The organism is Saccharopolyspora sp. NPDC000995 (assembly GCF_053599315.1).
This window is the reverse complement of the sequence record NZ_JBSFLZ010000175.1, coordinates 1-12,341: the sequence shown is the minus strand read 5'-3', so window position 1 is coordinate 12,341 and position 12,341 is coordinate 1. Positions and strand designations below refer to the sequence as shown.

The 12,341-nt window shown below is 64.9% G+C and carries 16 protein-coding genes and 1 pseudogene; 11 read left to right on the top strand and 6 right to left on the bottom strand.

Features of this window, described 5'->3' with window-relative positions; genetic code table 11:
* Positions 1-131: 131 nt before the first annotated feature.
* Both ACWDKQ_RS33155 and ACWDKQ_RS33150 read right to left on the bottom strand, forming a co-directional pair.
* Positions 132-413 carry a hypothetical protein gene (locus ACWDKQ_RS33155; RefSeq protein WP_450142708.1) on the bottom strand — a complete coding sequence of 94 codons (282 nt, stop codon included), beginning with the start codon at positions 411-413 and terminating at the stop codon, positions 132-134.
* 65 nt (positions 414-478) lie between these two features.
* Positions 479-691, bottom strand: a complete 213-nt coding sequence (locus tag ACWDKQ_RS33150; protein WP_450142707.1) for a zinc finger protein — start codon at positions 689-691, stop codon at positions 479-481.
* Positions 692-823: 132 nt separating this feature from the next.
* Between ACWDKQ_RS33150 and ACWDKQ_RS33145 the strand changes: the two genes are divergently transcribed.
* The 9 genes from ACWDKQ_RS33145 to ACWDKQ_RS33105 all read left to right on the top strand — a co-directional run bounded on the left by ACWDKQ_RS33145 (position 824) and on the right by ACWDKQ_RS33105 (position 8,691).
* The gene (locus ACWDKQ_RS33145) at positions 824-1,633 is read left to right on the top strand and encodes a helix-turn-helix domain-containing protein (protein ID WP_450142706.1); all 810 of its coding nucleotides are present in this window, start codon (positions 824-826) and stop codon (positions 1,631-1,633) included.
* A gap of 5 nt (positions 1,634-1,638) precedes the next feature.
* The gene (locus ACWDKQ_RS33140; RefSeq protein WP_450142705.1) at positions 1,639-1,824 is read left to right on the top strand and encodes a DUF397 domain-containing protein; all 186 of its coding nucleotides are present in this window, start codon (positions 1,639-1,641) and stop codon (positions 1,822-1,824) included.
* Positions 1,825-2,072: 248 nt separating this feature from the next.
* Positions 2,073-3,215 carry a hypothetical protein gene (locus tag ACWDKQ_RS33135; protein WP_450142704.1) on the top strand — a complete coding sequence of 381 codons (1,143 nt, stop codon included), beginning with the start codon at positions 2,073-2,075 and terminating at the stop codon, positions 3,213-3,215.
* Between the two features lie 382 nt (positions 3,216-3,597).
* Positions 3,598-4,290, top strand: coding sequence for a helix-turn-helix domain-containing protein (locus tag ACWDKQ_RS33130; protein ID WP_450142703.1), 693 nt, complete (start codon positions 3,598-3,600; stop codon positions 4,288-4,290).
* 196 nt (positions 4,291-4,486) lie between these two features.
* Positions 4,487-4,921 (top strand): AlkA N-terminal domain-containing protein, encoded by a 435-nt coding sequence (locus ACWDKQ_RS33125; protein WP_450142702.1) that lies wholly within the window; start codon positions 4,487-4,489, stop codon positions 4,919-4,921.
* 455 nt (positions 4,922-5,376) lie between these two features.
* Complete coding sequence (locus tag ACWDKQ_RS33120; protein ID WP_450142701.1) at positions 5,377-5,742, top strand: hypothetical protein; 366 nt, start codon at positions 5,377-5,379, stop codon at positions 5,740-5,742.
* A gap of 9 nt (positions 5,743-5,751) precedes the next feature.
* Positions 5,752-6,552, top strand: a complete 801-nt coding sequence (locus ACWDKQ_RS33115) for a tetratricopeptide repeat protein (protein WP_450142709.1) — start codon at positions 5,752-5,754, stop codon at positions 6,550-6,552.
* A gap of 152 nt (positions 6,553-6,704) precedes the next feature.
* Positions 6,705-8,171: an AlkA N-terminal domain-containing protein gene (locus tag ACWDKQ_RS33110; RefSeq protein WP_450142700.1), complete on the top strand. Its 1,467-nt coding sequence runs from the start codon at positions 6,705-6,707 to the stop codon at positions 8,169-8,171.
* A gap of 13 nt (positions 8,172-8,184) precedes the next feature.
* The gene (locus tag ACWDKQ_RS33105; RefSeq protein WP_450142699.1) at positions 8,185-8,691 is read left to right on the top strand and encodes a methylated-DNA--[protein]-cysteine S-methyltransferase; all 507 of its coding nucleotides are present in this window, start codon (positions 8,185-8,187) and stop codon (positions 8,689-8,691) included.
* Positions 8,692-8,876: 185 nt separating this feature from the next.
* Here ACWDKQ_RS33105 and ACWDKQ_RS33100 read toward each other — a convergent pair whose 3' ends face one another.
* The gene (locus ACWDKQ_RS33100) at positions 8,877-9,392 is read right to left on the bottom strand and encodes a hypothetical protein (protein ID WP_450142698.1); all 516 of its coding nucleotides are present in this window, start codon (positions 9,390-9,392) and stop codon (positions 8,877-8,879) included.
* Positions 9,393-9,705: 313 nt separating this feature from the next.
* The gene (locus tag ACWDKQ_RS33095; protein WP_450142697.1) at positions 9,706-10,287 is read right to left on the bottom strand and encodes a TIGR03086 family metal-binding protein; all 582 of its coding nucleotides are present in this window, start codon (positions 10,285-10,287) and stop codon (positions 9,706-9,708) included.
* A gap of 62 nt (positions 10,288-10,349) precedes the next feature.
* Between ACWDKQ_RS33095 and ACWDKQ_RS33090 the strand changes: the two genes are divergently transcribed.
* Positions 10,350-11,093, top strand: coding sequence for an AraC family transcriptional regulator (locus ACWDKQ_RS33090; protein WP_450142696.1), 744 nt, complete (start codon positions 10,350-10,352; stop codon positions 11,091-11,093).
* 146 nt (positions 11,094-11,239) lie between these two features.
* Complete coding sequence (locus ACWDKQ_RS33085) at positions 11,240-11,770, top strand: NUDIX domain-containing protein (RefSeq protein ID WP_450142695.1); 531 nt, start codon at positions 11,240-11,242, stop codon at positions 11,768-11,770.
* On the opposite strand, the pseudogene ACWDKQ_RS33080 reads toward ACWDKQ_RS33085, so the two are convergent.
* Positions 11,711-11,986 (bottom strand): annotated as a pseudogene (locus ACWDKQ_RS33080) (GtrA family protein); the annotation flags it as partial. The gene ACWDKQ_RS33085 and the pseudogene ACWDKQ_RS33080 overlap by 60 nt on opposite strands.
* A gap of 157 nt (positions 11,987-12,143) precedes the next feature.
* Positions 12,144-12,341 (bottom strand): transposase (locus ACWDKQ_RS33075; RefSeq protein WP_450142694.1); only part of this gene is annotated, 198 nt, incomplete at its 5' end.

Below are 12,341 nucleotides of genomic sequence, written 5' to 3'. Positions count from 1 at the left end.
CTTGGGGTTGAACAGCGCCACCGGCCCCTCGGCGTGCGTCCACGCGGGGAGGACCGCACCAGCCCGGCTGGGGTGGTCAGGTCTCGTGAGTGGTGGTTCCGGTAAGAACGGAAGGAACACTCACGAGCTGTTCAGGCACGCAGGTGGTGCCGCCCGGTGGGCTCGTCGGGGTCGGTGGTGGGGAATTCCGGTGGTATGGGGGGATGTTCGGGCCTGGTGTCGGGGGCTTCGGCCGTGGCGCGGGTTTCGGCTTCGATGTCGGCTATGAGGTGCCAGACCGTGTAGGCGCCTTCGCCGCCTCCGACGTGCTGGCCTGTTGAGAACGCGATGGCTCTTGCGGGTAGCTGGGTGGCGAGCATGGCGAGGATCAGCAGGTTGAACAAGACGAAGGTGCTGACCTGAATCCAGAACATAGGTGGTTCTCCTTCGGTTGGGCGATGAATGTCAATTTCTCGCGAAATTGACACCCATCGGGTGGTCACAGGCGGGTGGTGAGGGTGTGCCAGCAGCGCATGCAGGTGTCCTCGCGGACCCAGTCCACTTCGGACCGGTCGTGCAGCTCCGCCGCGTTCGCTTCTGCTCCGCAGAACGCCTTCACCCGCTCCTCGCGCGGAACTTTCGTTGCCGCGATGGGGAAAGCGTGACGGCCGCCAGTGACGGGGCGCCAGACGTAGGTCAAGTAGTCGGTCATCGATGCCTCCTTGGTTGTCTCAGAATTTATCGGCAGTTTCTGAAACTGATCTATTCCCGGTTTGGGTGAACCAGATCCCCGAGCGGACGATCTAGGCTGCTCAACATGAATGGCAGTGCTCGTGCGCGGGGCTTGGGAGCTGAACTGCGGCAGTTCCGTATCCAGAGCGGTTACAAGCAGGAAGACGTTGCGAAGCGACTCGGCTTGTCGAAAGCGACGATGAGTCGTATCGAGAACGGCACGAAGGTGGTCACCGAAGCCGACGTGTCCGCGATTCTCGCCATACTTGGCGTGACGGGGGAGGACCGTAACCGCCTACTGAAGCTCGTGCGCGAACAGGATCAGCCAGGCTGGTGGGAGACCGGTGTGCCAGGCTTGCCGAAGCAGCTCACCGGCTTGCTGGAGTTCGAGCGAGACGCAAGCCAGATCAGCTGCCTCGGCATGGTCCTGGTTCCAGGACTGCTGCAAACGAGTGACTACGCGCGGGCCGTTATGCATGGCAGCGACGTTGAGGCCGCTGATATCGAAGCGCGTGTTGCGATTCGCCTCGGACGACAGGAGATTCTCACCAAGCCCACTCCTGCAGGGTTCCATGCCTTCATCGACGCAAGTGTGCTTCGGCGGGTTGTCGGAGGGCCGCGCGTGATGGCGGAACAGCTGCGCCACATTTTGAAGATGGCCAGGCGTCGAAACGTGACCGTCCAGGTTATCCCGGAGGAAGTCGCAACGCATCCTGGCCTCGAAGGCTCCTTCGTCCTGCTTGACTTCCCGAAGGCTTGCTCGATCGTCCACTTGGAGCAGCGCAGGCTGGGCGCGTTCCTGGACGAGCCCGCTGACGTTGCCGATTACGCGAAAGTGCTGGATACACTCCGACGGGTGACGCTGAGTCATGAGGATTCGGCGAAGTTGATCGCAATGCGGGCTGACGAGTTAGAGGGGTGAATACCATGGCATTCCAGACCTGGCGGAAGTCGAGCCAAAGCGCGAGCCAGTCTGACTGTGTCGAGGTCGGCACCGGGACCGACGTGATCGGGGTGCGGGACACCAAGAACCGGGACGGGGGGACGTTGGTCTTCCAGTCGCAGGCCTGGGAATACTTCTTGGTCGCCGTCAAGTCGGAGCGCTTCGGCTGAACGCAGAGCGCAGCATGGTTGTTACTTCCTGAGGCTACGACGGTGCCCCAGCGGTTTCACCGGGGCACCGTCGTAGTCGCTCGTGGCATGCCGGTCGATCGGTCCCTGAAGACCACGAAACCGCGCGGACGCACGCAGACCGCTTGGCCGCCTGTGCCGAAGACCTGCTTGGCCAGGTGACTCGGGTGAGCTGGCCGCGCGTAGCCTGCACAGGAGGACGATCAACCTTCCAGTAGCACGGGGCACCGGTGAGCGAGTACCAGTACTACGAGTTCTTGGCTATTGATCAGCCACTCGATGAACAGCAGCAGCTCGAACTTCGGGATCTTTCGAGTCGGGCTGACATTTCTGCGACCAGGTTCGTCAACGAGTATCACTGGAGCGACTTCCGGGGCAGTCCGCGCGTATTGATGGAGCGTTACTTCGACGCTTTCCTCTACTTCGCGAACTGGGGAGACCGGCAGCTGATGCTTCGGTTGCCCGCATGGCTGCTTGATCTCGAGACGGCGCAGCGGTACTGCGTCGATGACGACCTGACCAGCGCTTGGCAGCATGGTGACCACGTCATTCTCAGCTTCACGTACCGCGACGAAAGCGGCGAGTGGGAATACACCAGCGACCCGAAGCTGGGGGCCATGCTTGCGATCCGCGAGGAGTTGGCTGGTGGCGACTACCGTGCTCTTTATCTCGCTTGGCTGACGACGATCGGTCTCTACCTTGATTGGGAGGACATCGATGCCGAAGAGGTAGAACCTCCGGTTACCGCTGGGCTGTCGAAGCTGACCGGCTCCCAACGCGCACTGGTGGAGTTCCTTCGGCTCGATGAAGACCTGCTGGCCGTTGCGGCACAAGCCAGCCCGCCGCTCGGTGCCAGGCCTTCGGACGACGGCTTCGCCAAGTTCGTGAAAAGTGTGCCGCAGAAGGAAAAAGACACGCTGCTGGTCCGCGCTGCCAATGGTGATGTAAGTGGCATTACCGATCTCCGACGGCGCTATCGGAGTCTGCGCGCGACTTCGCCTGTGACGTGTTCCCGCACAGTCGGCGAGCTGTTGGAGGCAGCGTCGGGGCGGGAAGCCGAAAGGCTGCAAGAGGACGCTCGGCGCGCCGAAGAGTTGCGCGCCCGCCGTGAGCGAAAGGCCGCTGGCGACCGTGAGAAGCGGCTTGATGCGCTCGCCGCTGACGAGGAAGCCGCGTGGCAGCGGGTGGATGGACTGATCGCCACCAAGAACCAGCGTGAATACGACGCGGCCGTCAGTCTCCTTATCGATCTCAAGGCTCTCAGTGCCCGGGGCGGCGGCGAGCCGAAGTTCGCCGAACGCTACCAACAACTTCGGGACGATCACCGCCGCAAGCCGAGCCTGATGCAACGTTTCGACGCCGCAGGACTTTGAATTTTTTGCAAGCCTTGGGCCAGCCCGGAAAGCCGTGAACCGCGCCACGGAACCGTCGTGGCCGTCCACGCCGAAGACCTTCCCGTGGATCGTTGATCGTTGAACGCGGCGGGGCTGGGAAGCCGGGGCTGGTGTAGCCGGGGGCGTCTAGCTCGTCCGTCACGGGAAGGGGACCGTATGTGCCACTCGGTAGTACTTCTTCCCGTTGCTGTTGTGGAGCGCGGCATTGTTACCGAATATGATTTGCGCTGACTTGCCAGGGCGGGCCTTTGCGGGATTGGAATACTGGGACGGTAGGCGACATCGCCGAGGCACCCGACGGGTGTCGTGGCAACCGGCCAGCGCCGCCAACTACCGGGTATCGGGTATAAGGTCCTCTCCCGTGGAAAAGACCGAGCTTCTCGAACAAGTACGTCGGCTACGTAGTGAAGGCAAGTCGCCGAAGGAAATCGCCCGTGCTCTTGATGTACGTCCGTCCGCGGTGGCTCCTTTGGTGCGGGCCGTCGCGGCGCAAGGTCGCGTCACGGCCGAATTGCCGGAACTCGTTGGCTGCTGGATCAACGTGGGCTGGAGCCAGGGACTTTCCGTCGTCGGCCGACCCGACTGGGTTGAACCAGCACAGGACGGCGCCGGCGGACTGGTGAGCGTGCTGATTGCGCGCAGGCACCGCTGGGACAAGGTGTCGGTGTGCGGATACCTGGTGGACGTCTATTGCCTGGGAGTCAAGAACGTGTTAGGGCCGGACATCACCGACGACGTCGCCCTGCGGCGGTTCCTGCCGGAGTACTTCAGACCCTTCCCGAACGGTTGGAAGGAGGCTCCGATCGGACTCGCACAGGAGATCGTGTTCGGCGCCGTCGAGTACGCGCGAGGCCTCGGTTTCGAACCCCACGCCGATTTCTTGAAGGCCGCCGACCACCTCGGTACCTGGGAAGGCCCGTCCGGCATCACCTTTGGCAACGAGGGCAAGCCGTGCTACATCTCGGGCCCGTATGACAACCAGCGCCGGGTGATTGACATTCTGCACCGCACGGTGGGCCCGCCACCCAACTTCGATCACATCGTGACGATGTGACCACTGTTTGTGACCGCAGTTTGTGACGGCCGTTTGTGGCCCCTGTTCGTGACCACTTGTCGCCGGCGTTGACGTCGTTTTTTCGCTAGGCCGCGTCCGTCCTGCGGTGGTGCTGGTGGGTATTCACGAGGATGTGGCTCAGTGTGTGCGGGCCGTTCAGTGCCGGGAATAGCCGGTCGCAGCCGGATCACTCGCGTTGCAGCTGCCTTTCTGGGCTCCGTTGTGCCCGCACAACCTCTTCGGGCACCTCGCTGCCACTGCCGTGCCCGAGGTCGTGGAGTGGCGTGACGGGGTTTATCGGCGGACCTTGCGCCTGCCGCACGGGCACGGCGTCGTTGCGCTCCGGCCCCAGCCCGAGTACATCGACAGTCGGCTGCCCCTGAACGATCTTCGGGACCTGGCGGCCGCGATCACCCGCTGCCGTTGGCTTCTCGGCCTCGAACTGCGCAGAGGTGGCGAGGGGCGCGGAGTCCGTCGGCCTCCCGACCTCGGAGGGTCGTGGTGGTGGGGCCGCGCCGGTGTTCGGGCCATCGCAGTGATCGGCGTTCGTCTCGGCAATAAGAGACTCTGTTCGGAGTCGCTGACGCGCAGCGAGCAGCCCCCACCTGGGTGTGTGTTCGGGGTGCTGTAGTTGTGGGGCATGGCCTGGTTTACCGAAAATGACTTGCGGCGGCTTGCCGGGGAGCGGTCTTTCGATCGGGGATTGAAATACCAGGACGCCGTGGGCAGCATCGCCCAGTTACCCGACGGTGTTGTGGCGACCGTGGCCGGAACCGACAGCTATCGGGTTCGGTTGCGCGACTTTGACGGCAGGCTGGGCGAGGACTGCAGCTGTCCCTATGGACGCGAGGGTGCCTTCTGCAAGCACTGCGTCGCAATCGGGTTGCGGATTCTCGCTGCCGCACCGCGAACGCCAAGCCTGCGCCGGCTTCCGACGTTCGGACCTTCCTGGAGACGATGGATCGGCTCGAACTCGTTGAGCTGATCTGGCAGCAGGCGCAGGACGATTCCGTGCTGTATCAGCGGTTGCGGTTGCAGGCAGCCACCGCGTCGACGTAGCCCGATGTTTCGGTCTTGCAGGACCAAGTGAACCTGCTACAGGTCGATTGGCTCGACTTTGACGACGAGGACGACTACGTCAGCCGCGCCAACAGCGTGCTCGACGCGCTTCACCGGTTGTTGCCGGATCACGCGGCTTCTGCGCAGCAAATGCTGCGTGAGTTGGTCACTCACGTCGGCGCCGCGGCGAGCGTGTGCGAGGGCGCCGCAGACATGGTGAACGACGCCGCTGATGCAGCTTGGGTTCTCTACCTGGAAACTTGCCAGGTCGCGCTGCCTGACCCCGCCGAGTTGGGGCAGTGGCTGGCCCACTTACGGCTCAACACTGAGGCGAGCCGGGTGAGCCTCGGTGAGATCGTCGACCTGCTCGGTGAAACGGGGATTGCGGCGTAGAAGGCCGACCTGGACCAGGCCCGGGATCGACAGCGTGACTCGTGGCGGGTGCGTCGGCTGCGCGAGGAACTGGCCCGGGAAGTGGGGGACACCGACGAGATGGTGGAGGTTATTGCCGAGGACTTGTCCTATCCTCATGCTTACGTGCGAATCGCCGTTGTCCTGCGTGAGGCCGACCGTGTCGACGAGGCGATCGACTGGTTGCAGCGCGGTTTGCGGGCCGTGGGTTCGCGGGACGGACGTGCGGGTGTGCTCGTGGAACGGCTCATCGAGCTTTATCAAGCTGTTGGACGCGACGCCGACGCTGTGGAACTCCTGGAGACGAGATTCACCGACTCACCGGACGAGGGAACCTATCGGCAATGGCGCAAGGCTGCCGAACGGATCGGGAAGTGGCCGCAACTGCGGGAGCAGGCACACCGGATCTTGCGCGAGCGAACCGAGCGCGGAGCGTCGTTCGCGGCAGGGACGCTGGCACGGATCTTGCTGGAGGAAGACGACGTTGATGCTGCCTGGCAGGTGGTGCAGCAGCGCCACTGCGACGAGCCGACTCGACTGGCCGTTGCGGATCGCCGGGCCGAAAAATACCCAGCCGATGTCATCGACATCTACCGGCCGCTCGTGGACACCACCATCGCGGTGGGCAACCGGAACGGTTACACACGCGCCGCCCAGCTGTTGACGACCCTGCGGGGCCTGCATTCCCGCATCGGAGATGGCGCGGCGTTCCAGGCCGATGTCCAGGGTCTGAAGGAAGCCCATCGGCGCAAGCGGGCCTTTCTGGCAATCCTCGCTGACCACGGCTTGTGACGCGGAAGCGCAGTTGGCCATGGGTTCTGACCTGGGTAAATTTGCCCAAAGCGCAAATGGTCGGCCGGGGTGGCTGCTGAGGGAGCCGGGCAGGCACGTTGATGTCGTTTTTTCGCTAGCACCGGGCCCCTCCAGCGGCGATGCTGGGTGGCATGCACGAGGATGTGGCTCGGTGTGTGCGGGCCGTTCAGTCCAAGGACGCTCGGTTTGACGGGTGGTTCTTCACCGCCGTCATCAGCACCGGGATCTACTGCCGGCCTAGCTGCCCCGTGGTTCCTCCCAAGGTGGAGAACATGCGGTTCTACCCGAGCGCCGCTGCTGCCCAGCAGGCCGGGTTTCGGGCTTGCAAGCGGTGTCGGCCCGACGCCAGCCCCGGGTCTCCGCAGTGGAACGAGCGCGCTGACCTCGTCGGGCGGGCCATGCGGCTGATCGCTGACGGGATCGTTGATCGGGACGGCGTTCCCGGGCTCGCCTCTCGGTTGGGCTACAGCGTGCGGCAGATCCAGCGGCAGCTGCTGGCCGAACTCGGCGCCGGGCCGCTTGCCCTGGCCAGGGCGCAGCGGGCGCAGACGGCGAGACTGCTGATCGAAACCACCTCCGTGCCCATGAGCGATGTTGCTTTCGCCGCTGGGTTTGCCAGCGTGCGGACGTTCAACGACACCGTGCGCGAGATCTTCGGCCTCCCTCCCACCGAGCTGCGGGCGCGCGCTTCGCAGCAGCAGCCTGTCGCCGCGGGGTCTTTGGCGCTGCGGTTGCCGTTCCGGGCTCCGCTGTGCCCGGACAACCTCTTCGGACACCTTGCCGCCACCGCCGTGCCCGGGGTTGAGGAGTGGCGGGACGGGGCCTATCGGCGGACCTTGCGCCTTCCCCACGGGCACGGCGTCGTCGCGCTCCGGCCGCAGCCCGAGTACATCGACTGCCGGTTGACCCTGACCGATCTCCGGGACCTGTCAGCTGCGATCACCCGCTGCCGCTGGCTCCTCGACCTCGACGCCGATCCGGTCGCCGTCGACGACCTGTTGCGCACCGACCCGGTGCTCACGCCGCTGGTAAGCAAGGAGCCAGGCCGGCGCGTGCCTCGCACCGTCGACGCCGAGGAGTTCGCGCTGCGCGCGGTGCTCGGGCAGCAGGTTTCCACCGCGGCCGCCCGCACGCATGCCGCGCGGCTTGTGACCGCCCATGGCGAGCCGGTCGCCGATCCGGGCGGCGGGCTGACTCACCTGTTCCCGGACGCGAGCGCCCTGGCATCGTTGGATCCGGACGCGCTCGCCTTCCCGAAGGCTCGTCGCAAGACCATCACCACACTGGTCGGAGCCTTGGCGGGCGGTCGTATCGACCTCAGCGTCGGCAGCGACTGGCATCGGGCTCGTGCCCAGCTCGCGGAGCTGCCCGGATTCGGCCCGTGGACCATCGAGACCGTCGCCATGCGCGCCCTCGGCGACCCTGATGCGTTCGTGCCCACCGATCTGGGAATCCGTTACGCCGCAAGTAACCTGGGCCTGCCCTCGACGCCTGCGGCACTGACCGGTCACGCCGCTGCATGGCGTCCCTGGCGCGCGTACGCCGTGCAGTACCTGTGGGCGACCGGCGACCACGCGATCAACCGGCTACCCGCCTGAGGAGAGGATTCCAGTGCACCCGGTGAACACCGTCATCGACAGCCCCGTCGGCCCGCTGACGCTCGTCGCCGTCGACGGCGCCCTAACCGGTCTCTACATGGAACGCCAGCGGCACCGACCGCCAGAGGAGAACTTCGGCGAGCCGGACACCGTGCCCTTCGGGCCGGTGATCGAGCAGTTGGAGGAGTACTTCTCGGGGCAGCGCAACGAGTTCGACCTGCCTATGACGCTGGTCGGCACTGCGTTCCAGCGCACGGTCTGGGCGGCGTTGTGCGAAATCCCCTACGGCGAAACGATTTCCTACGGAGAGCTGGCCGAGCGGATAGGAAAGCCCAGTGCCTCGCGGGCCGTCGGGCTCGCCAACGGTAAGAACCCGATCGGCATCATCGTGCCCTGCCACCGCGTCGTCGGATCCACTGGCAACCTCACCGGTTACGGCGGCGGGCTGGACCGGAAGCAGCACCTGCTCGACTTCGAGCGGCGAAACACCGCCGGCACGCAGGCGGCGCTCGACTTCTAGCGCCCGTTCGGCAGCGGCGCCAGGGCGGGGTGGCGATTTCGCGCGAAGTCGCTGCATCTGAAGTAGCGGCAGGTAAGACGGTTTCGCTGGTAGCGGGCCGTGAGTCTCTTGGGTAGCTATATGTAGCAACCCAAAGACTCACGGGCCCGTGCGTCCAAGGCCGGCCTTCTCGGCGTTCCGTCAGGTCAGGTCGGCGTCGTGGCCGCTCGTGCCTCCGCGACGCGCCTGCCCTGCTCGGCTTCCGCCCGCCGGGCCCGTTCCCGCAGCGAGCCGATCAATTCCTGCCTCGCCCTGATCAGCAAGCCCCAGCCGAGCAGCCCGGCATGCGCGACCACGTCCAGCACCAGCCACCAGCCGAAGGGGAGTCCGGGCAGCGGTCGCCACAGGCCGCGGATCGCGTGCCCGATGATTCCGGCCGTCGCAACCTGGCAGGCGACGGCGATGCGACGTTGCTTGGCCACCACCAGCGTCGCCAGCGTGGCAGGTGGCGTGGCGGTCGAGGACACCACCGCCAGCGCGGCCAACACGACCGCGATGGGGACGGGCCAGGGGAACAACGCCGCCACCAGCACGCATCCGAGTGCTCCGACGGAGATGTCCAAGATCAACATGCCCGCCCTGGTGCCCGCCTGGATCTCGCCGTAGACCAGCGACGCCACCAGCGGCGCGACACCAATGACGGGCGCGATGGGCTTTCGCACGCGGCAAAGGGTAGAGCCGCCTGCGGAGCTTGGGCATCAGACCGAAGTCGAACTCGGCGCAGACCGCAGTCGATGCGGGTACGGCCGTCAGCCGTCAGCCGTCAGCCGTCAGCCGTCAGCCGTCAGCCGTCAGCCGTCAGCCGTCAGCCGTCAGCCGTCAGCCGTCAGCCGTCAGCCGTCAGCTACAGGGACAGGCGTTAACGCAGCCGGATGGTGTGGAAGTCGTCGGATCGATCGGCAACCTCACCGGTGCGGCGGGCTGGCCCGAAACCACATCTGGGGCACGCAGCCCAAACCACTCACGCCCGGTGCTTCAGGACGTCCAGGCCGGGTTGCGGCCGGTCAGGGCGAGGATCCTGTCCAATGTCGATGCCGAAGTGGGCACGGTCACCTCGGTGTCGTAGATGCCCATCGATCGGCCTTGCTCGGCGGTTTTCGTGACCTCCTGGTGCACGTAGTCGAGGAGATCATCGTCCAGCTCGGGGTCTTGGCCGGTCGCCCTCGACAGGTCCCAGCCGTGCACCAGCAGTTCCACCACGACCATGCCGCCGACCAGCGAGGCGGGCAGTTCCGTCGGGCCGCCCATGTGCGTGGTGCCCTCCCACGCGCCCGGCTCGGTCCAAGCCCCGGCCATGCGGCCCAGTTGCGTCACCAGGTCCGCCGCCCAATCACCGCTGGTCAAATCCAGGTCGTGCTCGGCTTCGGCCGGGGGCGGCACGGTCTCCTTGCGCGCGGCTGCCTCCAGCGACGGCCCCCAGAACAGTAGGTGGTTCACCAGCTTGCGCACGTCGTATTCGCTGCACGGCGTTGGATCGTCGAGCTGGTCGGGCTTGATGTTGCTAACGACTTCCCGCAGCGAGGCGGCCGCGCGGGTCAGGAACTGTGCCTCGGACATAGCCCCCAGGTAAGCACGGCGGGCGGCCGACGTCTTGAACGAACGCGACATAGGATCGGGCCGTGACCAGGGACGCCCGCGAACTCGGGGGTGCGTGGACGAAGTACCAGCGCCACGCCTTCCCAGCCCCGTCACCGGACCTCGCTCACCTCGTCGAGCGCTACTGGGTCGTCTCCTGGGACTATCGCGAGCCCTACCGGCAGCTGGTCGTGCCCTACCCGAACGTGCACCTCACGTTCCAGAACGGCAGGGCGACCGTGAACGGTGTCGTCAGTGGGCACCAGATCAAGGTGCTGGAAGGTCGTGGCGGGGTGTTCGGCGTGGCGTTCCGGCCCGGCTGCTTCCGGCGGTTCCTCGGCGCACCCGCCTCGACGATCACGGACCGGACGATCGACGCGCGCAAGATATTCGGACCGGAGCTACCGGACTCGCCGGATGTGGCTGCGGTCGAGCAGTTCCTCCGGGCCCGCTTGCCGCAGCCCGACCCGAAGGCGGACGAGGCTGCGGGCATCGTCGCGAAGATCGCCGCGGAACCGGCGATCACCAGGGTCGACGAGCTCGCGCGCGAGCTCGGCACGAGCGTCCGGCAGTTGCAGCGACTGTTCGCGGAATACGTCGGCATCGGGCCGAAGTGGGTGATCCGCCGCTACCGGTTGCGCGAGGTGACCGAGCGGCTGGCGAAAGGCGCGGAGCTCAACTGGTCGGCGCTCGCGGTCGAACTCGGCTATGCCGACCAGGCGCACTTCGCCCGGGACTTCAAGGACATGTTCGGCGAGTCCCCGACCAGGTATGCCGAGCGGTACTAGTACGGCAGCCGGTGCGGCCGAAATTTCAAATGGAAATCGGACCTTCGATTTCCATTTGAAATTGCGTAAGTTGTCCACAGTCTCGGTGGTAATCGGGGCAGGTGCTCGGGGCAGAACCCGAGCACGTGGTTGCGGATCGAGTGCACGTGAACCGCGACCGTCAACCACCGCCCCACCGCACCATTATCGACGTGCACGTACTGCTCGTGCGCCATGGCAGCGAAGTTCTACTGAGCCAGCGGCGCGGCGTTTACGGCGACGGCATGTGGCACCTGCCGTCCGGCAAGGTCGACGCTGCCGAATCCGTGCTCACCGCCGCAGTACGGGAGGCCGAAGAAAAAGTCGCGGTGCTGATCGACCCCGCTGCGCTCTGGCACGTGCACACGATCCACGTCAACGACTCCGGCGTCGAATCACGCCTGGGCGTCTTCTTCGAGGCCACCCGGTGGGTTGGCGAGCCCGCCAACCGGGAACCGGACAAGTGCCACACCATCGCCTGGTTTGATCTCGACCAGCTACCAGAGGAAGCGCTCATCCCGTACAGCAGTCTAGTCGCGGAAGATAACCCACTTAAGCATCCCGAAGTTAATGAGCGTACTAACTCCTTGAGCAATAATCCAGCACGCTGCATACCTGAGTTGATCACTAGGCACGAATCCAGACAGAGACATCAGTAGAAGCTGATTTACTCCCACGTTAATACCAAGCGTCACAATGTACACCAAGGCGAATGCGCCCATCTTGGCCCTGGCATTCCCTGTGCTTGCACCACTGAACGTGAACTTGCGGTTGATTACGTAGGAAGCGGAGGTGCCGGCAACAAAGGCGATTGTCTTCGCGAGAACAACCAGCCAGCCCATGCTCAGCAGAAAAGCGTAGATACCAGAGTCCACCACAGCACAGGCACTGCCGATAGCTACAAAACGAACTAGCTGACTGAACAGGCCAATCCGCTTGACTTCGGTATCGGCACCCGATTCGGCCACGGCCACTGATTTCACTCCGGATTCGACGACATGGGCATGGGTCCTAAGGGGTGGAATCAAGTGATCATGGCGGCATGTGGCTCGCTAGTAGATCGTTGAAGACTTCGATTGGCTTGCGCCACTTCAACGTCTCACGCGGCCTGCCATTTAGCTGCGCGCCTACTTCTTCAAGTTCGTCCTGAGTATGCAAGGACAAGTCGGTGCCCTTCGGGAAGTACTGACGAAGCAGTCCGTTGGTGTTTTCGTTGCTTCCGCGTTGCCA